The sequence below is a fragment of the Pectobacterium sp. 1950-15 genome, from assembly GCF_037136835.1.
Taxonomy (GTDB): Bacteria; Pseudomonadota; Gammaproteobacteria; order Enterobacterales; family Enterobacteriaceae; genus Pectobacterium.
The window spans coordinates 102,962-129,352 of sequence record NZ_JBBBQR010000011.1 but is presented as its reverse complement, the minus strand read 5'-3'; the positions used below and the strand labels follow the sequence as shown (position 1 = coordinate 129,352).

23 protein-coding genes are annotated in these 26,391 nt (G+C 55.7%); 13 read left to right on the top strand and 10 right to left on the bottom strand.

From position 1 onward, the window contains the following. Positions 1–4: 4 nt before the first annotated feature. The 3 genes from hslU to rraA all read left to right on the top strand — a co-directional run bounded on the left by hslU (position 5) and on the right by rraA (position 3,019). Positions 5–1,336 carry an HslU--HslV peptidase ATPase subunit gene (gene hslU, locus WCT94_RS13950; RefSeq protein ID WP_180779152.1) on the top strand — a complete coding sequence of 444 codons (1,332 nt, stop codon included), beginning with the start codon at positions 5–7 and terminating at the stop codon, positions 1,334–1,336. A 145-nt stretch (positions 1,337–1,481) separates the two neighbouring features. Then, positions 1,482–2,399, top strand: coding sequence for a 1,4-dihydroxy-2-naphthoate polyprenyltransferase (locus tag WCT94_RS13945; protein ID WP_180779151.1), 918 nt, complete (start codon positions 1,482–1,484; stop codon positions 2,397–2,399). A 134-nt stretch (positions 2,400–2,533) separates the two neighbouring features. Next, positions 2,534–3,019 (top strand): ribonuclease E activity regulator RraA, encoded by a 486-nt coding sequence (gene rraA / locus WCT94_RS13940; protein WP_010281528.1) that lies wholly within the window; start codon positions 2,534–2,536, stop codon positions 3,017–3,019. Positions 3,020–3,138: 119 nt separating this feature from the next. Here rraA and zapB read toward each other — a convergent pair whose 3' ends face one another. After that, positions 3,139–3,378: a septal ring assembly protein ZapB gene (zapB, locus tag WCT94_RS13935; RefSeq protein WP_010281529.1), complete on the bottom strand. Its 240-nt coding sequence runs from the start codon at positions 3,376–3,378 to the stop codon at positions 3,139–3,141. A gap of 696 nt (positions 3,379–4,074) precedes the next feature. Here zapB and WCT94_RS13930 point away from each other — a divergent pair. The 4 genes from WCT94_RS13930 (at position 4,075) to fpr (ending at position 8,713) form a co-directional block, all read left to right on the top strand. Further along, complete coding sequence (locus WCT94_RS13930; RefSeq protein WP_012772901.1) at positions 4,075–4,914, top strand: MIP/aquaporin family protein; 840 nt, start codon at positions 4,075–4,077, stop codon at positions 4,912–4,914. A 53-nt stretch (positions 4,915–4,967) separates the two neighbouring features. Continuing rightward, positions 4,968–6,479, top strand: a complete 1,512-nt coding sequence (gene glpK, locus WCT94_RS13925; RefSeq protein ID WP_012772900.1) for a glycerol kinase GlpK — start codon at positions 4,968–4,970, stop codon at positions 6,477–6,479. 244 nt (positions 6,480–6,723) lie between these two features. Further along, positions 6,724–7,734: a class II fructose-bisphosphatase gene (glpX, locus tag WCT94_RS13920; RefSeq protein WP_182101209.1), complete on the top strand. Its 1,011-nt coding sequence runs from the start codon at positions 6,724–6,726 to the stop codon at positions 7,732–7,734. A 232-nt stretch (positions 7,735–7,966) separates the two neighbouring features. Further along, entirely contained in the window at positions 7,967–8,713 is a 747-nt protein-coding gene (fpr, locus tag WCT94_RS13915) for a ferredoxin--NADP(+) reductase (protein ID WP_336870032.1), read from the top strand. 17 nt (positions 8,714–8,730) lie between these two features. On the opposite strand, the gene WCT94_RS13910 is transcribed toward fpr, so the two are convergent. Next, on the bottom strand, positions 8,731–9,153 hold the full coding sequence (locus WCT94_RS13910) for a DUF805 domain-containing protein (protein ID WP_319849604.1): 423 nt from the start codon (positions 9,151–9,153) through the stop codon (positions 8,731–8,733). Between the two features lie 237 nt (positions 9,154–9,390). On the opposite strand from WCT94_RS13910, the gene WCT94_RS13905 reads away from it, so the two are divergent. Together WCT94_RS13905 and tpiA are read left to right on the top strand one after the other, a co-directional pair. Beyond that, positions 9,391–9,990 (top strand): YiiQ family protein, encoded by a 600-nt coding sequence (locus tag WCT94_RS13905; protein WP_336870031.1) that lies wholly within the window; start codon positions 9,391–9,393, stop codon positions 9,988–9,990. A gap of 181 nt (positions 9,991–10,171) precedes the next feature. Then, positions 10,172–10,939: a triose-phosphate isomerase gene (gene tpiA / locus WCT94_RS13900; RefSeq protein WP_225086490.1), complete on the top strand. Its 768-nt coding sequence runs from the start codon at positions 10,172–10,174 to the stop codon at positions 10,937–10,939. Between the two features lie 138 nt (positions 10,940–11,077). On the opposite strand, the gene aguA is transcribed toward tpiA, so the two are convergent. The 7 genes from aguA to WCT94_RS13865 all read right to left on the bottom strand — a co-directional run bounded on the left by aguA (position 11,078) and on the right by WCT94_RS13865 (position 17,979). Further along, entirely contained in the window at positions 11,078–12,181 is a 1,104-nt protein-coding gene (gene aguA / locus WCT94_RS13895; RefSeq protein ID WP_336870030.1) for an agmatine deiminase, read from the bottom strand. Between the two features lie 3 nt (positions 12,182–12,184). Further along, positions 12,185–13,069 carry an N-carbamoylputrescine amidase gene (gene aguB / locus WCT94_RS13890; protein ID WP_336870029.1) on the bottom strand — a complete coding sequence of 295 codons (885 nt, stop codon included), beginning with the start codon at positions 13,067–13,069 and terminating at the stop codon, positions 12,185–12,187. 520 nt (positions 13,070–13,589) lie between these two features. Further along, positions 13,590–14,348 (bottom strand): ABC transporter ATP-binding protein, encoded by a 759-nt coding sequence (locus tag WCT94_RS13885; protein ID WP_336870028.1) that lies wholly within the window; start codon positions 14,346–14,348, stop codon positions 13,590–13,592. Positions 14,349–14,365: 17 nt separating this feature from the next. Then, positions 14,366–15,964 carry an ABC transporter permease gene (locus tag WCT94_RS13880; RefSeq protein WP_336870027.1) on the bottom strand — a complete coding sequence of 533 codons (1,599 nt, stop codon included), beginning with the start codon at positions 15,962–15,964 and terminating at the stop codon, positions 14,366–14,368. Between the two features lie 21 nt (positions 15,965–15,985). Beyond that, positions 15,986–16,387, bottom strand: a complete 402-nt coding sequence (locus tag WCT94_RS13875) for an ExbD/TolR family protein (protein WP_336870026.1) — start codon at positions 16,385–16,387, stop codon at positions 15,986–15,988. Position 16,388: 1 nt separating this feature from the next. Further along, positions 16,389–17,105, bottom strand: a complete 717-nt coding sequence (locus WCT94_RS13870) for a MotA/TolQ/ExbB proton channel family protein (RefSeq protein WP_336870025.1) — start codon at positions 17,103–17,105, stop codon at positions 16,389–16,391. Positions 17,106–17,115: 10 nt separating this feature from the next. Next, entirely contained in the window at positions 17,116–17,979 is an 864-nt protein-coding gene (locus WCT94_RS13865) for an energy transducer TonB (protein ID WP_336870024.1), read from the bottom strand. Between the two features lie 581 nt (positions 17,980–18,560). Between WCT94_RS13865 and WCT94_RS13860 the strand changes: the two genes are divergently transcribed. The 4 genes from WCT94_RS13860 to WCT94_RS13845 all read left to right on the top strand — a co-directional run bounded on the left by WCT94_RS13860 (position 18,561) and on the right by WCT94_RS13845 (position 25,424). Beyond that, positions 18,561–19,568: an ABC transporter substrate-binding protein gene (locus WCT94_RS13860; RefSeq protein ID WP_336870023.1), complete on the top strand. Its 1,008-nt coding sequence runs from the start codon at positions 18,561–18,563 to the stop codon at positions 19,566–19,568. An 84-nt stretch (positions 19,569–19,652) separates the two neighbouring features. After that, positions 19,653–21,923: a TonB-dependent receptor gene (locus tag WCT94_RS13855; RefSeq protein WP_336870022.1), complete on the top strand. Its 2,271-nt coding sequence runs from the start codon at positions 19,653–19,655 to the stop codon at positions 21,921–21,923. A 4-nt stretch (positions 21,924–21,927) separates the two neighbouring features. Next, the gene (locus WCT94_RS13850) at positions 21,928–24,696 is read left to right on the top strand and encodes an exo-rhamnogalacturonan lyase family protein (RefSeq protein WP_336870020.1); all 2,769 of its coding nucleotides are present in this window, start codon (positions 21,928–21,930) and stop codon (positions 24,694–24,696) included. Beyond that, positions 24,696–25,424 carry a DUF6250 domain-containing protein gene (locus WCT94_RS13845; RefSeq protein WP_336870019.1) on the top strand — a complete coding sequence of 243 codons (729 nt, stop codon included), beginning with the start codon at positions 24,696–24,698 and terminating at the stop codon, positions 25,422–25,424. Before WCT94_RS13850 ends, WCT94_RS13845 begins: the two co-directional genes overlap by 1 nt. Here WCT94_RS13845 and WCT94_RS13840 read toward each other — a convergent pair. Beyond that, positions 25,411–26,340 carry a LysR family transcriptional regulator gene (locus WCT94_RS13840; protein WP_012772883.1) on the bottom strand — a complete coding sequence of 310 codons (930 nt, stop codon included), beginning with the start codon at positions 26,338–26,340 and terminating at the stop codon, positions 25,411–25,413. The two genes, WCT94_RS13845 and WCT94_RS13840, sit on opposite strands and share 14 nt — an antisense overlap. Positions 26,341–26,391: the final 51 nt, after the last annotated feature.

The window sequence follows — 26,391 nt, the reverse complement described above, 5'->3', positions numbered from 1 at the left end:
AACTATGTCTGAAATGACCCCGCGCGAGATAGTCAGCGAACTCGACAGCTATATCATCGGCCAGCATAAAGCGAAACGCGCCGTTTCCATCGCGCTGCGTAACCGCTGGCGCCGTATGCAGTTGGACGAAGCACTTCGTCATGAAGTGACGCCTAAAAATATTCTCATGATCGGCCCGACCGGCGTCGGTAAAACCGAAATTGCTCGCCGTCTGGCGAAGCTCGCCAATGCGCCGTTCATCAAAGTGGAAGCCACTAAATTCACCGAAGTGGGCTATGTAGGTAAAGAAGTTGACTCCATCATCCGCGATCTGACGGATTCCGCGATCAAGATGGTGCGCCTCCAGTCCATCGAAAAAAACCGCTTCCGTGCGGAAGAGATGGCAGAAGACCGCATTCTGGACGTGCTGATTCCACCAGCGAAAAACAACTGGGGTCAGGCAGAAAGCACACCAGAACCTTCCGCTGCGCGTCAGGCATTCCGTAAGAAACTGCGTGAAGGCCAGTTGGACGACAAAGAGATCGAGATCGATCTGGCTGCCGCACCCGTTGGCGTCGAGATCATGGCTCCGCCGGGCATGGAAGAGATGACCAACCAGCTACAGTCCATGTTCCAGAATCTGGCAGGCCAGAAACAAAAAGCCCGCAAGATCAAAATCAAAGACGCGTTCAAACTACTGGTGGAAGAAGAAGCCGCCAAGCTGGTGAATCCGGAAGAGCTGAAACAGCAGGCGATTGAGGCCGTTGAGCAGCACGGTATCGTGTTCATCGACGAGATCGACAAAATCTGTAAGCGTGGCGAAAGCTCCGGCCCGGATGTTTCTCGTGAAGGCGTTCAGCGTGACCTGCTGCCGCTGGTTGAAGGCTGCACTGTGTCTACCAAGCACGGTATGGTCAAAACCGACCACATCCTGTTTATCGCCTCCGGCGCATTCCAGGTTGCCAGCCCGTCCGATCTGATTCCAGAATTGCAGGGACGTCTGCCGATTCGCGTGGAATTGCAGGCGCTGACGACGGAAGATTTTGAGCGTATCCTGACAGAGCCGAGCGCTTCGCTGACCGAACAGTACAAAGCGCTGATGGCGACGGAAGGTGTGGATATTTCGTTCACCGCTGATGGTATCCGCCGCATTGCCGAAGCCGCCTGGCAGGTAAACGAAAGCACCGAGAATATCGGCGCGCGCCGTCTGCATACCGTGATGGAGCGTCTGATCGAAGACGTTTCTTATGACGCCAGCGAAATGAACGGTCAAAGCGTTACCATTGACGCAGATTACGTACGTAATCATCTGGATGAATTAGTAGCAGATGAAGATCTGAGTCGATTTATCTTATAATCCGTTTTCGCGGATCGCACGATTAACGATAAAGTGGGAGGCGTTGGCCTCCCACTTTTGTTTCTGACGCCGCCATCACTGACTTTTCTTGTTTATAAACGGATGATTCACGCAATTGGATCGTCAATAAAAATTGAAGCGCACCATGACCTTATCAACCCATAGCAGCAAAACCAAAGCCTGGCTGGATAGTCTGCGTCCAAAAACGTTGCCACTCGCTTTCGCATCTATCGTCACTGGCTCGGCGATTGCGAGCTGGCATAGCAGCTTTAAACCGGGCGTAGCATTACTGGCGTTGTTGACCGCCGGACTGCTGCAAATCCTTTCCAATCTGGCTAACGACTATGGGGATGCGGTAAAAGGCAGCGATACCGAGGACCGTATCGGGCCGCTGCGCGGCATCCAGACCGGCGCCATTACGCTGACGCAGCTGCGCAATGCGCTGATCGTGACGGTCGTGCTTACCATCATTTCCGGCGTGAGTCTGGTGATTCTGGCGTGTGAAAAGCCGGCGGATATCTTTGGTTTCCTGATTCTGGGGCTGCTGGCGATTTTCGCCGCCATCACCTATACCGTCGGTAATAAACCCTATGGTTACATTGGGCTCGGCGATATCTCGGTGCTGATCTTTTTCGGCTGGCTCAGCGTCGCCGGGTCGTATTATCTGCAAACCGGCCACTTCGACAGCATCGTCATGCTCCCTGCGACGGCCTGCGGTTTGTTGGCAACAGCAGTATTGAACATCAATAACCTGCGCGATATCGACAACGATCGCATCAGTGGCAAGAACACGCTGGCTGTGCGCCTCGGCGCGGAAAAAGCGCGTTTCTACCACACGATGCTGCTGTTGCTGGCGCCGGTTTGTCTCGGTCTGTTTGCAACATTTTATCTGCACAGCCTGGCGGGCTGGCTTTTTATTCTGACGCTCCCGTTGCTGATTAAACAGGCGCGCTATGTGCTGCGTGAAACCAGCGCATTCAGCATGCGTCCGATGTTGGAAAAAACGGTGAAAGGCGCGCTGCTGACCAACATTCTGTTCGCCGTTGGCGTGATACTGAGTTAGTGCGGGTAAAGTGAGCGCAGGCGAAAAGCGGCACGTATTTACTGATGCGCATCAAGTTAACATTTGATGATTTTGCCAACAGCCGCCAGAAAGGGATATACTCATGATTCCAGCGGCAAACAGACGTTAATCCTATGAAATACGATACTTCCGAACTGTGCGATATCTATCACGAAGAGGTGAATGTTGTTGAGCCTCTGTTCTCTAACTTTGGCGGGCGTACTTCATTTGGTGGCAAAATCACCACGGTGAAATGTTTTGAGGATAACGGCCTGCTTTTCGATCTCCTTGAAGAGAACGGCCTCGGGCGCGTGCTGCTGGTCGATGGCGGGGGCTCCGTGCGCCGTGCGTTGATCAACGCGGAAATCGCCCGGCTGGCGACGCAAAACGAATGGGAAGGCATTGTCGTGTATGGCGCAGTGCGTCAGGTTGACGACTTGGCTGAGTTGGATATCGGTATTCAGGCGATGGCGGCTATTCCGGTCGGCGCAGGCAGCGAAGGCATCGGCGAGAGCGATATTCGCGTCAACTTCGGTGGCGTAACCTTCTTCTCCGGTGACCATTTGTATGCCGATAACACCGGTATTATTTTGGCGGAAGACCCGCTGGATATTGAATAATCCCCGTTGAATCTCCGCGTTTTTATCGCGGCAATGTCATCACAAAAAAGGGCGATATACGCCCTTTTTTATTTGGCTCAATCGATAATCGATTCCGTCGCCTGAGCCGACAAGTCCTATTAGACTTCTTCCATTTTGCCTAACAGCGCGCGCAGGCGCTCTTGCCATACCACTTGCTCTTCTTTCAACTGTTCGTTCTCGCGCACCAGCGCTTCACGTGAACCCGCAGCCGCCTGAACATCCTGCGACAGCGCATTGTTCTGCTCTTTCAGCTCTTCAATTTCCATTTGCAACAGCGTGATGGTATCAATCGCCTGCTGAACTTTCGCTTCCAGCTTTTCAAACACTTCAAATGACATTCTTCAAACCCCTTTTAATCGCAACAAGGCAAAGATCGGTTAACGCTGGCTTTCGGACTCTGTAACCAACACCCAACGGTGTCGCCATCCGCCCGTAAACATAATCCTGACCGCGGGACGGCTGGCAAGACAGACCATAGCGAAATTGTATGTAGCCAACCGCCACCTGTCTAGCGCACATCCCCCACTACGCGAGTGTGGCAGCTTTTCTTACGTAACACTATCAGTACAAACTTAAAAACGGGCAGTACAAACTGAAAAACAGGCTGCGCAAACGGAAAAGCGAGTGGCATAGGTTGAAAACTACTCCTGTTCGCTTCCCCATTACTCCTATGTTACCCAAAATAATTCAAATTGTAGGAAGGCGGCAATCGCTCGAATCCCCAGGAGCTTACACCAGTAAGTGACTGGGGTGAGTAAGGGAAGCCAACGCACATACAGTTTGAAGTATGACGGGTAAGTGTTAATAAATTTAACCTGAGCGTTACTATCAACCTTGTGCGAAAAACCACGGCGAGTCATTTTATAAGCGAATACGCTCATTTTCTTGACGCGCAACACACATTTCAATTTCGATATTTCTCGTTTTCGAGCATTAACGATAAATTCACATCATAAATACATTTAAAACAGAGGATGCCACTCAGCGGTATCCTTAGACCTACCACTCTGTATGTTACCCAGCAGGAAAAAAATATGAGCCAAGCAGAACGTTCAACGCTAAAAGGCCAGTGTATCGCCGAGTTTCTCGGCACTGGCCTGCTGATTTTCTTCGGTGTCGGCTGCGTCGCCGCATTGAAACTGGCGGGAGCCAGCTTCGGACAGTGGGAGATCAGCATCATTTGGGGTCTGGGGGTTGCGATGGCAATCTACCTGACCGCCGCGATTTCCGGTGCCCACCTCAACCCAGCAGTAACCATCGCGCTGTGGCTGTTTGCCTGTTTCGATGGGCGCAAAGTGGTGCCTTACATTCTGGCGCAGATTGCCGGGGCATTTTGTGCCGCCGCACTGGTCTACGGTCTGTATCACAATCTGTTCGTTGATTTCGAGCAGACCAACAACATGGTGCGCGGCAGTACGGAAAGCCTGAGTTTAGCCGGCATTTTCTCAACGTATCCGAACCCGCACATTTCCGTCATGCAGGCGCTGCTGGTTGAAACCGTCATCACCGCCATCCTGATGTGTCTGATTCTGGCGCTGACCGATGATGGTAACGGTATCCCACGCGGGCCACTCGCTCCCCTGCTGATCGGTATTCTGATTGCTGTCATCGGTGCATCTATGGGGCCGCTGACCGGCTTCGCCCTCAACCCGGCGCGTGACTTTGGTCCTAAGCTGTTCGCTTTCCTGGCGGGTTGGGGCAACGTCGCCTTTACTGGCGCACGCGAAATCCCTTACTTCCTGGTTCCTATCTTTGGCCCCATCATCGGTGCCTGTCTGGGTGCCTTCGGTTATCGCGCACTGATTGGCCGTAATTTGCCATGCGATGTGTGCGAACCCGAGGCAGAAACTACCACGCGTCGTGAAAGCCGTTAAACTTAACGCCACGACCATCCTATTTCACGGTTAATCATTACAGGATTGGATTTATGAACCCGGAAAAAAAATACATCGTCGCACTCGACCAGGGCACAACCAGCTCCCGCGCCATCGTGTTGGATCACGATGCCAACATCGTGAGCGTTTCACAGCGTGAATTCACCCAGATCTACCCAAAAGCGGGCTGGGTAGAGCATGACCCAATGGAGATTTGGGCGTCACAGAGCTCAACGTTGGTCGAAGTGCTGGCCAAAGCCGACATCAGCTCGGATGAAGTCGCGGGCATTGGTATCACCAACCAGCGTGAAACCACCGTCGTCTGGGAAAAAGAGAGCGGCAAGCCGATTTATAACGCCATTGTCTGGCAGTGTCGTCGTACCGCGGACATTTGCGAAAAGCTGAAGAAAGACGGTCTGGAAGAGTACGTTCGCAACACCACCGGACTGGTGGTCGACCCCTACTTCTCCGGCACCAAAGTGAAATGGATTCTGGATCACGTTGAAGGCTCTCGTGAACGCGCCAAACGCGGCGAACTGCTGTTTGGTACGATTGATACCTGGCTGATTTGGAAAATGACGCAGGGGCGTGTTCACGTAACGGATTACACCAACGCTTCCCGCACCATGCTGTTTAATATTCATACGCTGGAGTGGGATACCCGCATGCTGGAAGCGCTGGATATCCCGCGTGAGATGCTACCGGAAGTACGCGCATCTTCAGAAGTCTACGGTCAGACCAACATTGGCGGTAAAGGCGGCACACGTATTCCTATCGCCGGTATCGCGGGTGACCAGCAGGCGGCGCTGTACGGCCAGCTTTGCGTCAACCCAGGACAAGCGAAAAACACCTACGGCACCGGCTGCTTCCTGCTGATGAATACCGGTAAAGAAGCGGTGCTGTCCAAACACGGCTTGCTGACCACCATCGCCTGCGGCCCACGCGGCGAAGTTAACTACGCGCTGGAAGGCTCGGTGTTCGTTGGCGGCGCCTCTATCCAATGGTTACGTGACGAGCTGAAGCTGATCGGCGACTCAATGGACTCCGAATACTTCGCAACGAAAGTGAAGGACACCAACGGCGTCTACGTCGTACCGGCTTTCACCGGTTTGGGCGCACCTTACTGGGACCCGTATGCCCGTGGCGCGATCTTCGGTCTGACCCGCGGCGTGAACGCGAACCACATCATTCGTGCGACGCTGGAATCCATTGCCTTCCAGACCCGCGATGTACTGGATGCCATGCAGGCAGATGCCGATACCCGCCTGAAAGCGCTGCGTGTCGACGGCGGTGCGGTCGCCAACAACTTCCTGATGCAGTTCCAGTCCGATATTCTCGGCACGCGCGTGGAACGCCCAGAAGTGCGCGAATCCACCGCGCTGGGTGCGGCTTTCCTGGCAGGCCTCGCCACTGGATTCTGGAACGATCTGGACGAAGTGAAGAGCAAAGCCACGATCGAGCGCGAATTCCGCCCCAGCATTGAAACCGTGGAGCGTAATTATCGTTACAGCGGCTGGCAGAAAGCCGTGGCTCGCGCCCGTAACTGGGAAGATCACGACGCCTAATCCATCACCACATCGGGCGCGCCTGTCGCGCCCGTTTTTTCCCTATCGCCCAACCGCCACTCTCCCCCGTTGTGATAAAATCCTCGCCCATATCCTAATGTTGATCGTTTAAGAACCGAGATACCGGGGCGACCACGGTGCGAGGCGTCCCTGCGGGAACCTCATCACCGCGTTTCACCTAAATCCAGGCTTAAGTGGCTAACATAAGGCCACTTCTTTCCCGAACGACAACAGACAGGTATTTATGAAACGTGAATTAGCCATCGAGTTCTCGCGCGTCACCGAAGCAGCCGCGCTGGCAGGCTATAAGTGGTTAGGTCGTGGCGACAAGAATGCCGCCGACAATGCCGCCGTACAGGCGATGCGTATCATGCTGAATCAAGTCAATATCAACGGTCAGATTGTCATCGGCGAAGGGGAAATCGACGAAGCACCTATGCTGTTTATCGGTGAGCAGGTCGGCACCGGCAAGGGCGATGCCGTAGACATCGCCGTCGATCCGATTGAAGGCACGCGGATGACGGCAATGGGTCAGGCGAATGCGCTGGCCGTGCTGGCCGTTGGCGAAAAAGGCGCATTTCTGCACGCGCCAGACATGTACATGGAAAAACTGATCGTCGGGCCTGAAGCGAAAGGCGCGATTGACCTCAACCTACCGCTGGCAGACAACCTGCGCAATATCGCACTGAAGCTGGGTAAACCGCTCAGCCAGTTAACCGTAACGACACTGGCTAAACCGCGCCACGATGCCTCCATCGCGGAAATGCAGCAGTTGGGCGTGAAAGTGTTCGCCATTCCAGACGGCGACGTAGCCGCATCCATTCTCACCTGCATGCCGGACAGCGAAGTTGACGTGCTATATGGCATCGGCGGCGCGCCAGAAGGCGTGATCTCGGCGGCCGTGATTCGCGCGCTTGATGGCGATATGCAAGGGCGTTTGCTGGCACGTCATCAGGTTAAAGGCGATAGCGCTGAAAACCGCCGCATCGGTGAAGATGAGCTGGCACGCTGTCGACAAATGGGCATCGAGGCGGGCAGCGTCCTCAAACTTGATGATATGGCACGTAATGACAACGTGATTTTCTCCGCGACCGGCATCACCAAAGGTGATTTACTGGACGGGATCGCGCGTAAAGGCAACATGGCCACCACGGAAACGCTGCTGATCCGCGGCAAATCCCGCACGATCCGCCGGATTAAGTCGACACACTATCTGGATCGCAAGGATCGCACGCTGCACGAATTTTTGCTGTAACAGGCGATTGCCCGGCTGACTGATTGTTTCACAGTTGTTAATAAATAGCGTATCTTAAACGCACGACTTAAATGCACGAATAGTGGCGTCAATACCCTAGATAATTCGAGTTGCAGGAAGGCGGCAACCGCGCGAGTCCCCAGGAGCTTACTCAAGTAAGTGACTGGGGCGAGTAAGAGAAGCCAACACACATGCAGCTTGAAGTATGACGGGTACAACAGGAGCAAAAAATATGGCTGAATGGGTGACAGGCAAAGTGGTTCAGGTGGAAAACTGGACAGAGAGTCTGTTTAGCATTCGGGTTCACGCGCCCACCGATTCATTCACTGCCGGACAGTATGGCAAACTGGCGCTGGAGATTGAGGGTGAGAAAGTGCAGCGCGCGTATTCCTACGTGAATGCGCCCAGCGATCCCACGCTTGAGTTCTATCTGGTGACGGTGCCGGAAGGCAAGCTCAGCCCCCACCTGCATGCGCTAAAGCCGGGCTCAGACGTCCTGATCGTCAAAGAAGCTGCCGGCTTTTTCGTGCTGGAAGAGGTCCCTGATTGTGAAACGCTGTGGATGCTGGCAACAGGGACGGGCATTGGCCCTTATCTGTCAATCCTTCAGGAAGGCAAGGATCTGGAGCGCTTTAAGAACATCGTGCTGGTTCACGCCGCTCGATTCTCACACGATCTGAGCTATCTGCCGCTGATGCAGCAATTACAGCAGCGCTACCACGGCAAGCTGCGTATTCAGACAGTAGTCAGCCGGGAAGAGGAAACAGGCTCGCTGACAGGCCGCATTCCTCAGCTTATCAGCAACGGTTCGCTGGAAGCTGCCGTGGGCTTGCCGATGGATGCGGCAACCAGCCACGTCATGCTGTGCGGCAACCCACAGATGGTGCGCGACACCCAGCTGTTGCTGAAAGAAGAACGGCAAATGACCAAGCACCTGCGCCGCAGACCTGGTCATATGACAGCCGAAAACTATTGGTAAACAGCCGGTTATTTTAATTAGCGGCGGAAGCGAAACGGCTCCGCCTCTACGCCAAACCGGTTTTCCCCTTTTGTTCCGAGGAAAACACCGCAGTCGAGCAGCGTCATCACGACAATCAGGATCGGCAGGAAACGGCCAATTCCCCACTGCCAGATGGATGAGAACATCGTCCAGTTCCCCGAAGCCAGCATCCACGCCACCACTAACAGCAGTGCCCACCAGCCGCTCTTATTACGGTCGTGCAACCGTTTCACCATAATCGCCGCCGTCGGCCACAGCAATACCACCAAACCAAACGCCGTCGATTGCGTATCCAGCCAGCTTTGGCCGGATAGCGTAAACAGCACCGCCATCAGCGCGACCCAGATAGCCATCCAAAGCCAGAAATCACGACGACCGACCCGGCCTTTAAACGAGAAGCACCACTGCTGTAATGTCATTAACGATAACGCCCTGAATTGTCAGCCTGTCTGACCGAATTAATCTGTATTTTATGCTGGCTGATTTTACCTCAACCTAGACAGTTGCCCGCAATCTTTACGCGATTTTTGTCAGCCACGTGCGATTTCTCACAACGACGTACTATTTTTGACAACGACGTACAAATGCCGCTTTAATCAAACGTATTCCGCCGTTATTGGCCTGGACATCTTCTGAAGTGGCTGACCCGAATCCCTATGACACGAAAACGCATCGCTTCACTGTTGGTTTTATCATCGCTGGTGCTGTACCAGACTCACGCGGCAGCCGATCCGACGTTCCCGCCCAAACCCTCAGCCAATGCGCCGTACCTGCTGGCCGGAGCCCCAACCTTTGATCAAACCATCACGCAGTTCCGTTCCCGCTACAACCTGAGCAACCCAACGCTGCCGATCGGTGAATTTCGGGTTGTCGACACCGGTAATATCACCAGCATGCTGACCCGCGCCGCCAGCCGAATCAACGACCACCTCTATGCCTCAACCGCGCTGGAAAAAGGCACCGGGAAAATCAAAACGCTGCAAATCACCTGGCTACCGCAGCCACAGAGCGATCAAGAGACCGCAGCGCGTCGTAAGCAGGCTATCGACTATATGGCCGCGCTGGCACGCACGTTCGCCCCGTCGCTGACGGAAGAACAGAGCGTGAAAAAAGTCACCGAACTGCTGGAAAAGGGCAAAGGAAAGCGCTTTTATCCGCAAACGGAAGGCGCCTTGCGTTATGTTGTTGCAGATGATGGCGAAAAAGGGCTAACTTTTGCTGTTGAACCGATTAAGCTAACGCTATCTGAACCGTGATCAACACGGTAATTCATGACGAAAAACAGAGCCACGATCACATTTCGTCTCTATACTGTGGGCAGGTCATATTGCCTGACGGCAGTAAAATTTATGCGTCGCCTCAATAACGCATTGATTTATTAAACTTTTCATTTATTAATGCCTTGATTCATTCGCGATTCCGGCTGGAGGAAAAAAGATGCGACATCCATTAGTTATGGGTAACTGGAAGCTGAACGGCAGCACTCACATGGTCAACGAACTGATCGCGGGTCTGCGTAAAGAGCTCAGCACCGTTGACGGCTGTGGCGTAGCGATTGCACCACCTGCTCTCTACCTCGATCAGGCTAATCACCAACTGGCTGGCAGCCGCATCGCACTGGGCGCGCAGAACGTTGACGTGAACCTCTCTGGTGCCTTCACCGGTGAAACCTCTGCCGACATGCTGAAAGACATCGGCGCGAAATACATCATCATCGGCCACTCTGAGCGCCGCACCTACCACAAAGAAAGCGATGAATTCATTGCGAAGAAATTTGGCGTGCTGAAAGACGCGGGCCTGATTCCGGTGCTGTGCATTGGCGAAACTGAAGCAGAAAACGAAGCAGGCCAGACGGAAGCCGTCTGTGCACGTCAGTTGGACGCCGTGCTGAACACGCTGGGCGCGAAAGCGTTTGAAAACACCGTTATCGCCTACGAACCTGTATGGGCAATCGGTACCGGAAAATCTGCAACTCCAGCTCAGGCGCAAGCCGTTCACAAATTCATCCGTGACCACATCGCCAAGCAAGATGCCGCAGTTGCTGAACAAGTGATCATCCAGTACGGCGGCTCTGTGAATGCAGCGAATGCTGCCGAGCTGTTCACCCAGCCGGACATCGATGGCGCGCTGGTTGGCGGTGCTTCACTGAAAGCCGACGCCTTTGCCGTTATCGTGAAAGCCGCAGCCGACGCGAAACGCGGCTAAGCGTTTATAGAAAACGGACGAAACAAACCTTCGCCCGATCAAAAAGCCGGTTCACGCTCTCGCGCCAACCGGCTTTTTTTATGACGGATATCCCTATCCGTCACCCTTCTTCTAAGCCGTCAGTTAACGGCTCAACAGTTACTTCACCGCAGGGATTTGCTGCGTAATGCAGTGAATATTTCCACCGCCCAGCAGGATTTCCCGGGCAGGCACGCCGCTAATCAAGTAGCCAGGGAACATCTGTTGCAGCAGGTCGCGGGCAACGCCATCTGTCTTCTCATCCAGCAGTGGGAAAATTATCTGCTGGTTGCTGATCAGGAAATTCACATAGGAACCCGCCAGACGAGAACCGGCAAGGCGTTCAACCGCATCGCCGCTGTCCACGCCCTGCGCTTCCTCTTTGGTCGCATACAGCGGGCCAGGGGCCGGCAGCTTCCAGATTTTCAGCTCACGCCCTTGTGCATCCCGCGCGGCCGATAGCACCTCATAGGCCGCAACGGAGCGGGCATACTGCGGATCGTTTTCGTCATCCGTCCAGTGCAGCGCCACTTCACCGGGGCGTACGAAGCAGCACATGTTATCGATATGCCCGTCGGTTTCGTCGTTGTATACGCCCTCTTCCAGCCAGATAATCGTCGAGATGCTGAGGTAATCACGCATCAGCTGTTCGATTTCTGCCTTACTCAGATGCGGGTTACGGTTCGGATTGAGCAAGCATTCCGCTGTGGTCAGCAATGTGCCTTCACCATCGACATGGATCGAGCCGCCTTCCAGAATCAGTGGCGCGGCGTAACGCGCAGCCTGATGATAGTCCAGCACCTGTGCCGCGACTTTCTCATCCTGACGCCAGTCTTCATACAGACCGCCAAGTTCGCCGCCCCAGGCGTTGAACTGCCAGTCGATACCCCGACGTTCACCCGCCTGATTCAGCACGATGGTTGGGCCGGTATCGCGCATCCAGGCGTCGTCGCTTTCCATTTCCACCAGCGTGACATTTACCGACATCACTTGTTGCGCATTCGCCATGTAACGTGCGGGCACACCCATGATAACCGGCGTATTCTGAGCGATAGCTTCTGCCACGCGCGCGAACGTTTTTTGCGCTGGAATGCCTTGTTCGCGCCAGTTGTCAGTGCGATACGGCCAAATCATCCACACGGCATCATGCGGCGCCCATTCGGCGGGCATCGCAAAACCATCCTGATGCGGCGTGGTGAGATGAGGAGTAGCTAGCTGTGACATCACTTATCTCCAGGTCTTGCCGTCAGAAGTGGCGATTCTGCCGTACATGTCCGGACGACGGTCGCGGAACAGGCCCCATGACGCACGCTGTGCAGCAATGGCTTCTAAATCAAACTCATGCACCAGAATCGCTTCGTCCGTCTTATTGGCCTGTGCCAACAGCGCACCCGTTTGGTCGGCAATGAAGGACGAGCCGTAGAACGTCATTTCCAGACCGTCGATGTATTTGCTGGCTTCCGTACCGATACGGTTGGAGGCGATCACCGGTACCAGATTCGCGGCGGCATGACCTTGCTGAACGCGGGTCCAATGCGGCTGGCTGTCGATATCCGGGTAAGCAGGTTCGGAACCAATCGCGGTCGGATAGAAAATCAGCTCTGCGCCCTGCAACGCCAGGCTGCGTGCGGTTTCCGGGAACCACTGATCCCAGCAAATGCCCACGCCGATTTTTGCGTAGCGCGTCTGCCAGACTTTAAAACCGGTATCGCCCGGAATGAAGAATTGCTTCTCCTGATACGCTGGGCCGTTCGGAATGTGTGTTTTGCGGTAAACGTCCAGCACGGCACCGTCCGCGTCAATCATCACCAGCGAATTGTAATAGGCGTTATTGGCACGCTCAAAGAAGCTCAACGGCAGCACCACGTTCAGCTCCGCCGCCAGTGCGGAAAAATGCTTAATCAGCGGGCTGGTTTCCAGCTCCTGCGCCAGCGCATAATGCTCTGGGCTTTGATCGATACAGAAATACGGTGCGGCAAACAGTTCCTGAATCAGGATAACCTGCGCGCCTTTTGCATGCGCTTGTCGCACCAGTTTTTCGGCGTTTTCAATGTTCTTAGGCAGATCCCAGGAACACGCCATTTGTGTTGCGGCAACGGTAACTTTTTTCATGCGAAAACCTCAATAATAACGATATATACCCGCCCTTTCTCAGCGGCAAGTATCGGCAATAAGTGTTTCTCTCGGTCACGATTATGCATCGGCGCTCACCTGCGCGGCCTTAACGAGTGTCTACTCTAAATAATTCAAGTTTCAGGCAGGCGGCAAGAGAAGGACAAATTCGTCGGGAACGAATTTGACCAGCCAAAGGCTGGCCTCCGGTGAGAGACAGGATGTCTCTCATTTCATCCCGATGAGCTTACTCAAGTAAGTGATTCGGGTGAGTGAACGCAGCCAACGTACATGCAACTTGAAGTATGACGAGTATAGGCCAACACACCTGCGCATACCCAATAGGAATATCCTGTTAAGGTATTGACCGAAAATGACATGCGCATTATGCCAGTTAATGACGAGACTTCACTATGCTGAAAATGAATGATCTCGCGTGACGAGCAGAAAAGAAAAACCGCCTTTTCCACGGCGGTTTCTACCAATGATTAAGATTGAGAGAAAGCAGTAGACAGCAGCATCAGGCTTCAACAGTATCCGCCTGCTGTAAAGCCTGGCTGACCGCTTGTCGTTGCTCCAACAATGCAGTGCTAGTTCGGTCGCGGGGATAAGTGAGATTTATCGGCAGAATCCTGCTAATCCGGCCGGGTCGGGGCGACATCACCACCACCCTGTCCGCCAGAAAAACCGCCTCTTCCACATCGTGTGTCACCAGCAGGATCGTCAAATCCGTTTGCTGGCGTATCTCTGCCAAACGCGCCTGCAACTGCTGCTTGGTTAGCGCGTCCAATGCCCCAAAAGGTTCATCCAGCAAGAGAATGCGCGGCGTCGACACCAGCCCACGAGCAATTGCCACACGCTGCGCCATTCCCCCGGATAGCTGATGCGGCCATGCGTCGGCAAAGCCTTCCAGCCCCATCATCTGGAGATAGTGCGCAATACGTCGCTCTACTTCAGCAGGAGAAAGATTGAGGTTGAGCATACCGAGGCGAATATTGTCCGTCACGGTGAGCCACGGAAACAGGCGCGGTTCCTGAAACACCAGACTGACATCGTCGGGAATACCGCGCACAGGCCGCTCGCCAATCAGAATGCGTCCGCGTTCCGTGGTATCAATCCCGGCCGCCAAACGCAGCAGCGTCGATTTGCCACAGCCGCTGGCACCGATAATGGCAACCAGTTCGCCCGCATGCAGCGACAGATCGATATCCTGCAACACCGTCAGCGGGGTGCCGTTGACGATAAAGTGTTTGGTAATGTGCTGAAAATGCAGGGACATAGCTTCTCCGTTAACGGTCACGCAAAGCGCCAGCGGGTCAACCGCCGCTCAGATAAGGTAATCAGCCGGGAAAAGAGCGCGGCGACGGCAGCAATTAGCACCACACCCGCCATGATGCGATCGGATTCAAGCAACTGCTGCGCGCGAATCATCATGCCGCCCAGCCCTTCTCCCGACGGCATGAAATACTCTGCGCCAATCGCGCCTGTCCACGCGTGCATCAACGCCAGCCGCAGGCCGGAAAACAGCGGCGGCAATACGCTGGGCAGTATCAGCGTGCGGAGCGTCTGAACTGGCGTCAGACGTAGCACCTGCGCCACTTCCAACAGCGCAGGGGGAAGCTGGGCGATCCCCTGACGGGTTGCCAGCATCACGGGAAAGAATGCCGCCACGGCGATAAACACGATTTTGGCGCTCTCCCCTAAACCGAACCAGGCGGTGATCAGCGGCAGCCAGGCGAATAGCGCCACGCAGCGCAGCGCGGACAGCGCCGGATTAAACAGCCTGTCGGCAATACGCCAGCCACCGAGCATCGCACCTACCAGCACGCCGATCGCACTCCCCAGCGTAAAACCCTGTAGCGCACGCAGCAGGCTGGCCTTGAGGTCAGCCTGCAATCCTCCCTGAGCCAGACCTGTCCACAGCGCGTCGATCACGTGACTCGGCGCAGGAAGGAAAGCCATATTCACCCACTCGTAGGTGCTACTAACCTGCCACAGCACAACCAGTACCAGTGGTGCTAACCAGGGCGTCAGCGACAGGCTCGGCAGCGCATAGCCCAAGCTATCGCGCCCCAGCACCGGTGCAGGCCAGTGAATCCAGCGACGCTCCAGCTTCAGCAGCACACGCTCTCCGGCAAATCCCAGGATTCCAATAATCAGAATGCAGACGAACACTAAATCCAACATGAACAGCTGGCGGCTTTGTACCAGCAGATAGCCCAACCCTTCGCTGGATGCCAGCAGTTCAACCGCAATCAACGCGACCCATCCGGTAGAAAACGCCAGCCGCACGCCCGTCATCACATAGGGCAGCATCGCAGGCAGAATCAGGTAGCGCAGGAAAGCGGCAGACGATAAACGCAGGCTACGAGCCATTTCATGCAGCTTTTGCGGCGTCTGTTGAATGCCAGCGCAGGTGTAGAGCGTCACTGGCACCGTCACCGATTTCACCAGCACGACCAGCTTCAGCGCCTCCCCGATACCCAGTGACAGCATTAAGAGCGGAATCCAGGCGAGCGTCGGGATCTGCGCAATGACGGTGAACAACGGCATAAACAGCGCATTCAGCCGTCGATTCAGGCCGAACAAGCTACCCAGCACCAGACCCAGCACGATCCCCCCGCTAAAGCCAATCGCCAGCCGCAGCAGGCTAATGGGCAACTGATGAACCAGTTCTTCGGGGATAAAAGCCCGTGCGCTATCGATGACAGCCAGTGGTGAAGGCAGGATTTGTTCAGACATCCACCCGTGACGACTGGCAAGCCACCAGCCTGCAAGCACCAGCAGCGGCACAACCAGAGACACGACTAACGCAGAGTATCCCGCCGACAGCGCAACGGCAGTCAGCGAAGCATCAGGGGCGGAGCGTATCCGCAGCGGATATTTGGGCATCATGATCGTCGGTATCCGGCGGCGTTATTTTTGCGTCAGCAGGGAAAGACGGGTAATCCCCGCCTGCTCGACATCAGCCAGCAGCGCGGCGACAGCACCGTAACTCGCATCTTTATCTGCCTGCACCTGCACCACCAGCTCCGCATTACCTGCTTTAGCCTGTTGCAGGTGCGGCACCAGCTGTTCGCGTGCCAGATTCTCTTTATTGATGAACACGCGCTGCTCACCATCGATACTAATCACTACTGGATCGGCACGGTCTGCGGGTGCCACCGCCGACGTTTTCGGGAGCTGAATCGGAATGGCATTAGTCAACATCGGCGCGGTAACAATAAACACCACCAGCAGTACCAGCATGACGTCCACGAGCGGCGTGATATTCATTTCACTCATGACGTCTTCATCATTACGCGAGGTAAACGCCATATCAGACCACCTCTCTCAGGTTCTTCACGGAGAAGGCGGCAGACGATGGCTCCGCGCTGGCGTGAACCGTGCTGACATGAAAATCGTGTGCCTGCATCACGCTGTAGACATCATGGGCAAAGTCATCCATGTCCGCGACGGCCAGCTTGAGGCGACGTAAAAAGTAGTTGTAGATCAGCACCGCAGGCACCGCGACGGCAATCCCGATTCCGGTCGCAATCAGCGCGTTACCAATCGGCCCCGCCACGGTATCGAGACTGGCAGAACCAGAAAGCCCGATCTCCTGTAAGGCCGCCATAATCCCCCAGACGGTGCCAAACAGGCCGATAAACGGCGATGTACTACCGATGCTGGCCAGTACAGCCAGCCCGCTTTCCAACGTACGGCGCTCGCGCTGAATCTGCCGTTGCAGCGCGCGCTCAACCCGATCGGGCAGATGAATATTCAACGCAAGCTGCCCACTCATCTGCTCCGGCGCTTTAACGGCGGCCAACGCCAGATTAGCGAGTGAGCCGGGCTGTTTGGCGCTGGTTTCCGACGTCTGACTCACGTCATCCTGCTGCCAGAACGCCGCGCGGAAACGCCGATCGCGCCGCTGCGCTCGCCCGTATTGGACGAATTTCAGCAGCCCCAGCCCCCAGGTGACGAGGGAAAACAGCAGCAATAACAGAATCACTGCGCCTTCCGCAGAAAAAAGCTCAATGTGTCCAAGCGTCATAACCAATACCTCATGAGTTCAGCGAAAAATCGACGGGAACAACCACCCAACCGCTCACTGGCTGATTGCCGCGGCGCGCCGGAACGAAAGACCAGCTCAGCACCGTGTTTCTGGCGGCATCGTCCAGTGAGGGATAGCCGCTTGATTGATGAATCCGAATGGTTTGCACCTTGCCATCGGCACGTACCTGCACATTCAGGAGTACGGTGCCTTCATAACCGCGGCTAATTGCCACGTCGGGATAAGACGGCGCCGGATTATGCAGATAGTCCGCATTCGCCAGCGGCGGCGTTAACGGCGCGTCTACGGGTGGCGCGACCGCCTGTTGTGCCACCGGAGCTGGCGTGACCGGGGCACTTGCCGATACCGTTTCAGCCTGAGGTTTTGGCGTCGGCGCAGGCGGGGTCTTTTTCACCGCGACCTTTTTCGGCGCGGGTTCCGGCTTTTTCTCAGGCACTTTTCTCTCAGGTTCTTTTTTTTCAGGTTCCGGCGGCAATAGCGCGTTGTCATCCACTGGCTTGTCGACGACGGGCGGAGTGAGTTCCGGCGGAGGGGCTACGACTTCAGGTTCAGCCGGCTGGGCTTGCAGTACCGGATCGGCAACCGCCGCAACCAGTTCGATGCTAATAGGCTGTGGCCGGGCGGGCACCGTAACGGGCGGTGTCGACGCGCTGCTGAATAACGCCAATACTGCCGCGTGCAATAACAATGTCGCGATCGCCGCCAGCCAACGCTCCGGTCGGGACGAAACCGTCGTATTCAACGCCGGCACGCGCGACTGCACGACGCCGTTCACCCGGCTGGCGTGCGGAGTCAGCTCCGGTGAATAAGACCGGGATCCTGACACCGCTCCCGCATAGAGTAATTCCGTCATGGTTAGTGCTCCTGACCGTGTTGATTGATACCCGTCATGCTTTAACTTGCAGGCGACATTGAGAGGTAACCTAAAATAGCGCTGGAATAAGCGATTCTTTCCGAGTGCTTAATAAAGTCAACGTATGTATCTGCATATCGATATTCATTTATACCCGTCATACTTCAAGTTGCATGTGCGTTGGCTGCGTTCACTCACCCGAATCACTTACCTGAGTAAGCTCATCGGGATTCCTTTCCTTGCCGCCTTCCTGAAACTCGAATTATTTAGGATATAATTATTTATTTCATCGAAAAGATAATGACGTTCCTGCTTACCGACAAACTAAAGGCAATAAACCCAAACAGGCTAATGCATAGTTGGAATAGTTTTTTTTCGTTCGCTGCATAACGATGAAATAAGCGATGAATGCTGATTTAGCTATTTACTAAAAATAATAATGCTTTTTTTGTATTAGTCAGTTTATTGCCAAGCCTTTAAATGTGTTTCTGCAACAAGATGACGCCGCGCTAAACCGGCGCAATAACAACAGAGATATTCGCACACTCACATTCAAACACTTCATCACTGGCGGGCGAAAAATGAAAACATCAGGACGAAAATGGTTAGTGACCAGCTTATTGGCAATGGGAATAGCCTGGTCAGGCATTGCATCGGCGATTACTGAAATTCGTATTGCCGCGCCAGACATCGGCGCAGGCACAAAACCCAGCGGCGGCGGCCTGCTTGACGTCATCCACAGCCAGAAGCTGCTGGAGCGCGAGTTTGGCAAAGACGGGATCAGCGTCCGCTGGACGTTTATTAAAGGCGCAGGCCCCGTTATCAATGAAGCGTTCGGCAACCATCAGGTTGACGTGGCCTATCTGGGGGATTTAGCCAGCATTATCGGCCGTGCGCGCGGGTTGGATACGCGCGTGATCGCCGTGGCATCACGCGGCATCAATCACTATCTGGCGGTGGCGAAAGGTTCCGGTATTGAGAAAATCGCCGATCTGAAAGGTAAACGCATCGGGATCTTTCGCGGAACAGCCGGTGAGCTTTCGTTCGTCAGCGCGCTTGATTCCCAGGGCCTAAAACCCTCTGATGTGAAGCTGATTAATCTCGACTTCGCGGCGGCCAGCGCGGCGTTAGCCGCCGGACAGATTGACGCCACCTGGGGCGGCAGCAATACGCTTTCGCTGAGAGATAAAGGGCTGGCGGACATCCCACTGTCTAGCCGTGACCTGAATGGCGCAGGCCAGCTCAGCGGCTTCCTGCTGGTGGATGAGAAATTTGCCAAAGGTAACGAGGATATTCTGCGCCGCCTGGTCAAAGTTCAACGAGAAGCGGCAAACTGGGCCAGCGATGAAAAAAATAAAGATGAATTTATTCGACTCTTAGCCACCCAATCAGGTTATCCGGAAAATATATTACGCGTCGAATGGGATACATTGCCGCCATTAACCGAGCGTCTTTCACCCGAATTGGATAAAGCCTTTGTGGAAAAATTAAAACGCGCCGTCACATTGGCCTATGAGTCACGTCTTATTCGGCAACCTTTTGATGTCGATAAATGGCTGGATGACTCTTATCTAAAAGCAACGCAGTAATTTACTCCCCCCCAAATTATAACCCACGTATTGCCGTGACATTCACGGCAATCGGCAGCCTATTGACGACATTCGGAAGAAGCTATGTATTTAAAAAAACACCAGCAGTATTTAAAAGAACACCAGCGCAAAATAACATCGGGCATTTTAATGAGCTGCGTCTTAACGCTTCCTGCGATGGCGCGAGCAGCCGATCCGCAAATTACAACGGATAACGTTCCACGAACCGAGGCAACGACCGCCGCCCCCGTTCAACTAAAACGCGTGAAAGTGAACGCCCAGCGTACGCCCGTTCAGCCGCCCACCACACTGGCATCAGTGATCGATGGCAAAACGCTTGAAGAAGAACGGATATATCGCTTTGAAGAACTGTCGCAGCTGGTAACAGGGCTGGATGTCGATACCGTCGATGTGATGGACACTACCGTGACCATTCGTGGGATTGGCGACGGCGGCGAGAGCGGGACGAATATCGGGATGCCGGGCAGCGTAGGGCTGTTTGTCGATGGTGTTTACTTATCCCGCCCCGGCGTCATCTCTAATGACTTGCTGGATATCGACAGCACCCGCGTATTGAAAGGCCCACAGGGCGCGGCCTACGGTTTTAATACTACCGGCGGCGCCATTGATATCCGCACCCGCAAGCCGACCTTCACGCCTGAATATTCATTGGAGCAATCCTTCGGGCAGCGCGGCTATCTGCAATCCAAACTGATGGCGTCCGGGCCACTCAGCGACCACTGGGCGGGACGCATCAACCTGTCGCGCACGGAACGCGGTGGAAACGTCACGAATATAGAAAACGGCCATAAGCTGGGAGGCAGCACCAATAACGGCGTGCGCGGCCAACTGCTTTATCAGCCTAATGACAGTTTTAGCCTCAGAATTACCGGCGACTACAGCGATTCCACCCAGCGTCCGGTTTCCGTGCTGGTGAGCGCAACCGACGCATTTCGTACCCGTGCGCAGCAGACCGGCCTCAAGGTCGTCGGCGGTCGCCAGGTCGCCATGGACGACGAGAATATTATTCGTGTTGCGCAAGGCGGTGGCTCGGTAGAGGCCAATTGGAGGCTGAAAAACGGCTATAGCGTCAATTCGCTGTCGTCACTGCGCTATTTCCGCGTATTACCCAGCACGGCGGACAACTGGAATATTCCGCTCTATCACGATAGCGGCGCTGACGTACGCGATCGCGTCTGGTCACAAAGTTTTTGGCTGGATTCGCCCAAAGGCAACACGTTCGACTATTCGCTGGGGGTCGATTACTGGGGAGAGAATCTCGACACCGAGGCAAACAGTCGCTACTACAACGACAACCGTGTGCGGACATGGGTAGGAAATGGCTATCAGGGCATTAACGTTCAGCGCTTTGGTACGCTGGATGACACCGTTTATTCCGTCTATGGCCGCGGAACCTGGCATGCCGCCGATAAACTGGATGTGATTGTCGGCCTGCGCCAGACCTATGAGAAAAAGGAGGGGACGTTTGTGCGCAAAAACCGCGCAACCTTTGACTCTGGCCCGCTCTCGCAAACCAACCGCCTGCCTTCGGGCTCCATCAGCCTGAACTGGTTTGCGGCACCGAATGTGACTCCGTACGTCACGTTGGGCTACGGGGAAAAATCCGGTGGCCTGAACGTCTCATCCGGAGCCGCACGACAGCTGGGAATCGATTCGCTGTACGTCGATCCAGAGAAAACCCGTTCAGCGGAACTGGGGGTTAAAACCCACTGGCTACAGCGCAAAGTGGAATGGAATACCGCGCTGTTCTGGAGCGTCGTCGAAGATTTCCAGAACAATGCCTATGACGAAGCAACGGATACCAGCTACCTGATTAACGCCGGGAAATTCCGCTCGCGCGGCGGTGAAACGCAACTGACGGTGCGCCCGATTGACGGGTTGAGCATCAGTCTGGCCGGTACCGTTCTGGATGCCCGCTACCTGAATTTCCCTAACGCCCGCTGCCCGGCAGAGATCTCCGCCGTCTCGTGCGATATGTCGGGGAAACGCGTCTTCAAGTCCCCGACGCTGAGCTACAACACGCGTGTGCGTTACCAATGGGATACGCCAAATAATCTGCAAGCCTCGGTTTCCGGTCAATGGTCATGGCGGAGCTGGGCCTACGGTACGCTCGACGATTCCGAATACAATCGCATTCCAGCGTATGGCGTCCTGAACCTGTCCAGCGGGCTGGGCGGCAAGCAAGGCGACAACCGCTGGAACGTATCGCTATGGGTGAAAAATGCGCTGGATAAAAACTACTACCGCTCCGTCAGAGGCTCCAGCGCCACAACGGGTGTGATCGGTGAACCGCGCATGGTCGGAATATCGGTCGGCTACGACTTCAAGGGCTAACGTCATGAGCAAGATGCCTTACTCACGCCGACGTTTCCTGCGCGACAGCACGCTGCTGGCGCTGTCGGCTCCGTTCTGGACATCGGCGCACGCCACCGCGCCTCGTGACTCTGCCTACGCGGGCGAATCCGCACCGCAGGTCAACCTGCGCTGGCTGGACGGGCAGCGGCCCCGCGCGTTCACCGGCGTGACCTGGGGCGTCGCCTGGCCGCAGGGAGCGGTGCGCAACGACAGCGGCTTCCAACTGCGCGATGCGCAACAGCGCGCTTACGATCTGCAAAGTTGGCCGCTGGCGCGCTGGCCGGACGGTTCGATTAAATGGTCGGCACATGCCCTGGGTGGCGACACGCCGCCGGAAGACGGACTAATACTGCGACCGATTCCCGCTAAGGACGGCTCGACGGGTTCAGCAATAGTCCGCGAGCATGAGCACGGCTGGACGGTGGAGACGGGCCGCATTCGCTACGAGATCCCACGCTCTGGCACTCGTTTGATCTCAGAAATATGGCGGGATAATCGGCTGGCGTTAACCAACGGCAGGCTGGTGTTGCGCATGCAGCGAGGCGCGGAAACGGAGAGTACGCTGACGCAGGACGCATATCAGGGCGTGATCGACACGGTCACGGTGGAGCAAAACGGGCCGCAGCGGACGGTGATTGCACTACGCGGTACACACCACGCACCACAGCAGGGGGTAACGCGCATCCCCTTTATTATCCGGCTTTATAGCTATGCGAACACCGATTCACTGCGTGTCCTACACACGCTGATCTATGACAACGATGATGACCTCGTCAGCCTGAAAGGACTTGGACTGGCGTTCGACGTTCCGTTACAGGGGGAGTTGCACGACCGCCACGTCCGTTTCGTCTCGGATCAGGGCGGGCTCTTCCGTGAGGCGGTACGTGGCCTGAGCGGGCTACGGCGCGATCCCGGTCCGGCCGTTATCGCAGCACAGTTGGCCGGGCAAGCCACGCCGCCGATCGCGGATTTTTCACCGGAGGTCGGAAAACGGCTGGATTATATTCCCGCGTTTGGCAGCTACCGCCTGACGCAGCACCATCCCGACGGTTTCCAGATACATAAACGCACGGCGGCCGGACAGGGCTGGTTACTTTCCGCCACCGGCGAACGGGCGGCGGGCGTCGGCTATCTGGGCACGCCAACCGGCGGTGTGGCGTTCGGGATACGCCATTTCTGGCAGAGCTACCCGGCCTGTCTGGAAATTGACAATGCTCACACCGACGTCGCGACCGTCACACTCTGGCTGTGGTCACCCTGGGCGGAACCGATGGATATGCGCTTTTATCATGACGGGCTGGGTCAGGATACCCATGACAAACAGCGCGAAGGACTGGCCATTACCTATGAAGATTACGAACCGGGATTCGGTTCGGCAGTCGGCGTAGCGCGCACCAGCGAACTGTTTATTGATGTGCTACCTGCGACGCCAGACGCGGAAGATCTGGTGAATCGGGCGCGACGCATGCAGCAACCGCCGTTGCTGGTGGCAGACGCTCAGGATCTGCACCGCGCGCAGGCGTTTGGATCAATGTGGGCCCCCTCCTCTGCCACCACGCCAGCCCGAATTCGGCTGGAGAAACAGCTGGATACGTATTTCGACGTCTACCAGCAGGAGGTCGAGCAGCGGAAATGGTACGGCTTTTGGGATTTCGGCGACGTGATGCACACCTATGACAGCGACCGTCACGTCTGGCGCTACGACGTAGGTGGCTACGCGTGGGATAACTCGGAGCTCAGCACCGATCTGTGGCTCTGGTATTACTTTCTGCACAGCGGGCGCGCTGAGGCGTTTCGCATGGCGGAAGCCATGACGCGCCACACGGGCGAAGTGGACGTACACCATTTGGGACGCTTCAGTCCACTGGGGTCGAGGCACAATGTCCGCCACTGGGGCGACAGCGCCAAACAGCTGCGCATTTCTACCGTCGCTAACCGCCGCTTTCTCTACTACCTCACTGCCGATGAGCGCATCGGTGAACTGATGGACGAGCAGGTCGAGGCGCTGCGTACGCTCGGCACCGTCCTGCCCGGCCGCAAAATCGGCCAGACGCATCCCGATAACCCAAACCATATCAGTCTGGGGTTCGGCACCGACTGGGGGGCCGTTGCTGCCGCGTGGCTCACCGCGTGGGAACGCCATGGCGATCCAGCAATGCGCGCACGCCTGCTCACCAGTATGCAGACCATTGCAGCCCAGCCGCACGGCTTTTTCACTGGCAGCGCCGCCATCGATCCCGACACCGGCCGCTTTCTTCCCGCGTCTGCGGATCAGGTAGAAATTTCACACCTGAGCGCGGTTTTCGGTCTGACAGAAATCTGTAGCGAGCTGGTTGAAGCGTTGCCCGATCCCGCTTTTACACGCGCGTGGCTCGACTACTGTCGACTGTATAACGACCCCATCGCGTTAAGCGCAACCGTGGGTAAAACGGTGAAAAAGCTCAATCTGGCGCAGGGACATGCCCGACTGACTGCGTTTGCCGCACGACGGTTGAACGAGCGTGCACTGGCACAGCGCGCCTGGGCAGAGTTTACCGCTGGCAGCGGCGGCATCGCCCATCCGACGCTCGAGCAGCGACGTGTAACGCCACCTACCGTGCTCTACCCCATCAACGAGCCGGTCATCGATTCCACCATTGATAAACATTCTGGCAGCACTACGGCCGTCAATCTGGCGACCAACGCCGTCGCCCAGTGGGGGTTAACGGCCATCGCCCTGCTGGCTTTGCTGGATGACATTCCCTCTTCTTAATGCCGCCAGCCGGCGGCACGCTACAGGACATCACCATGACTGACCCAGGCTGTACTGAAAACACGCTTCTCCTGTCACCGCAGGCAGACGACACTCATGACATTATTGATTCGCCACACCGTTCAACGTTTATCTGGTCCACGGATTCCATCGGCCAGCCGTTACGCTGGCAGGTGGAGCAGGAAGATCCTGACCGCACGGCAATCCAGACCACGCCAGAGCATCTGGCGCTGGAAAGCGCCGCCGGGCTGACGATCTGGCTGGACGCCCCACTTTCAGGCACCTATCGCATTGCCTTCACGCGCGAAGTGTTGGTCGCAGATCGTCCCTACGACCGTGTATCCGACCTGAACCAGTTCTGGGCCGCGCGCGACCTGCACCACCCAAACCTGTTTACCCGGTACGGCAAGCTCAACGAATATGACAGCCTGAATCTGTACTATGTCGGGATGGGCGGCAACTGGAACAGCACTACGCGCTTCCGTTATTACGACGGTCACGGTGAGCGCCTGCTGCTCGGCGAATACACCGATGCCACGCACCTGCTGCGTCCTAATCATCGCTATCGCATCGTGATTGAGGTGGATCGGCGGGAAACGCGTTTTTGGGTCGACGATGTGCTCTATTTCCACGCCAGCTATCCGAATACGCCCGCTCCCGGCTATTTCGGCTTTCGGACGGTATTTTCGCGTCAGGAAATCAGCGACTTCAGCATCACTCCGCTGTAAGCACCGCTGGCGTACCGTGCAGGTCGCTGTCGACCTGCACAAACGTGTCAATCAGCTTGCGTGCCAGCAGAGATAGACGGGCATCCGCCAGATAAATAATGCCGTAGTGGGTATAAAACTCGTCGGTGTTGTCGTCAAGACCCGCAATCTTCAACATATGCAGACCGTGTCGTTCGGGCTCGTTGAAATGGTTGGTTGTCCCGATGGCATCTGAATGACGAACCACATCCAGCAGGCTGTAGCCATTCTCACACTCAATGCTGGTGCGAATATCCAGTTTACCGCTCAGTTGCACCAGCGCACGATGCAGGTTGGGTGGGCGGATCGTTGCCGCCAGCGGGTAGGAAAAGAATTGCTCGACAGTGATCTCTTCCTGCGCCGCCAGCGGATGCCCGCTACGGCAGCAGAAGCCCCAACGGTGCTGGCTCAGCGGCTGCACCCGATAACGGGTATCGAATTCAAAATTGCGCATGTCCGCCACGATAAAATCCAGCTCTTCGGCCATGAGCCGGTGGCCCAGCGCCTGCCAGTTATCAACGCGAAAGACCATCCGCACCTTTGGGTAATGTCGCGAGAAATCCCCGATCACCTGCGGCATTAGCCAAGCCGCGGGAGCTGGACCACAGCCAAAATTCACTTCGCCCGCTTCTTTCTCGTTGAATTGCTGAATATCGTTAAACAGATCGTGCGTCTGATTAATCAGGCGGCGCGCATGTTCAAGCACCACCAGTCCTTTCGGCGTTGGCTCTAATTGATTCATACGATCGATCAGACGCGTGCCAATGGTCTGCTCCAGCGACTGGATGCTGCGGCTGAAGGCGGATTGGGAAAGCTTCATCGCCTGTGCTGCCGACGTAAAATTTCGATGCTCAATCAGGGCAATAAAGTGGCGCAGTTGGCGAAGATCGATGTTCATAGCGGCAATCGGCGTGTCATCAAGACGGAAGGAATAGGCAGGCTAGCAGGT

Excerpts from the sequence above, each read along its gene's own strand:
- WCT94_RS13850 (WP_336870020.1), top strand. The coding sequence starts at position 21,928 with ATGAGCAAGATGCCTTACTCACGCCGACGTTTCCTGCGCGACAGCACG.
- aguA (WP_336870030.1), bottom strand. The coding sequence starts at position 12,181 with ATGTCACAGCTAGCTACTCCTCATCTCACCACGCCGCATCAGGATGGT.
- WCT94_RS13930 (WP_012772901.1), top strand. The coding sequence starts at position 4,075 with ATGAGCCAAGCAGAACGTTCAACGCTAAAAGGCCAGTGTATCGCCGAG.
- glpX (WP_182101209.1), top strand. The coding sequence starts at position 6,724 with ATGAAACGTGAATTAGCCATCGAGTTCTCGCGCGTCACCGAAGCAGCC.
- WCT94_RS13905 (WP_336870031.1), top strand. The coding sequence starts at position 9,391 with ATGACACGAAAACGCATCGCTTCACTGTTGGTTTTATCATCGCTGGTG.
- WCT94_RS13845 (WP_336870019.1), top strand. The coding sequence starts at position 24,696 with ATGCCGCCAGCCGGCGGCACGCTACAGGACATCACCATGACTGACCCA.
- tpiA (WP_225086490.1), top strand. The coding sequence starts at position 10,172 with ATGCGACATCCATTAGTTATGGGTAACTGGAAGCTGAACGGCAGCACT.
- WCT94_RS13860 (WP_336870023.1), top strand. The coding sequence starts at position 18,561 with ATGAAAACATCAGGACGAAAATGGTTAGTGACCAGCTTATTGGCAATG.
- WCT94_RS13875 (WP_336870026.1), bottom strand. The coding sequence starts at position 16,387 with ATGGCGTTTACCTCGCGTAATGATGAAGACGTCATGAGTGAAATGAAT.
- WCT94_RS13945 (WP_180779151.1), top strand. The coding sequence starts at position 1,482 with ATGACCTTATCAACCCATAGCAGCAAAACCAAAGCCTGGCTGGATAGT.
- WCT94_RS13870 (WP_336870025.1), bottom strand. The coding sequence starts at position 17,105 with ATGACGCTTGGACACATTGAGCTTTTTTCTGCGGAAGGCGCAGTGATT.
- fpr (WP_336870032.1), top strand. The coding sequence starts at position 7,967 with ATGGCTGAATGGGTGACAGGCAAAGTGGTTCAGGTGGAAAACTGGACA.
- rraA (WP_010281528.1), top strand. The coding sequence starts at position 2,534 with ATGAAATACGATACTTCCGAACTGTGCGATATCTATCACGAAGAGGTG.
- WCT94_RS13840 (WP_012772883.1), bottom strand. The coding sequence starts at position 26,340 with ATGAACATCGATCTTCGCCAACTGCGCCACTTTATTGCCCTGATTGAG.
- hslU (WP_180779152.1), top strand. The coding sequence starts at position 5 with ATGTCTGAAATGACCCCGCGCGAGATAGTCAGCGAACTCGACAGCTAT.
- WCT94_RS13855 (WP_336870022.1), top strand. The coding sequence starts at position 19,653 with ATGTATTTAAAAAAACACCAGCAGTATTTAAAAGAACACCAGCGCAAA.
- zapB (WP_010281529.1), bottom strand. The coding sequence starts at position 3,378 with ATGTCATTTGAAGTGTTTGAAAAGCTGGAAGCGAAAGTTCAGCAGGCG.
- WCT94_RS13880 (WP_336870027.1), bottom strand. The coding sequence starts at position 15,964 with ATGATGCCCAAATATCCGCTGCGGATACGCTCCGCCCCTGATGCTTCG.
- WCT94_RS13885 (WP_336870028.1), bottom strand. The coding sequence starts at position 14,348 with ATGTCCCTGCATTTTCAGCACATTACCAAACACTTTATCGTCAACGGC.
- aguB (WP_336870029.1), bottom strand. The coding sequence starts at position 13,069 with ATGAAAAAAGTTACCGTTGCCGCAACACAAATGGCGTGTTCCTGGGAT.
- glpK (WP_012772900.1), top strand. The coding sequence starts at position 4,968 with ATGAACCCGGAAAAAAAATACATCGTCGCACTCGACCAGGGCACAACC.
- WCT94_RS13910 (WP_319849604.1), bottom strand. The coding sequence starts at position 9,153 with ATGACATTACAGCAGTGGTGCTTCTCGTTTAAAGGCCGGGTCGGTCGT.
- WCT94_RS13865 (WP_336870024.1), bottom strand. The coding sequence starts at position 17,979 with ATGACGGAATTACTCTATGCGGGAGCGGTGTCAGGATCCCGGTCTTAT.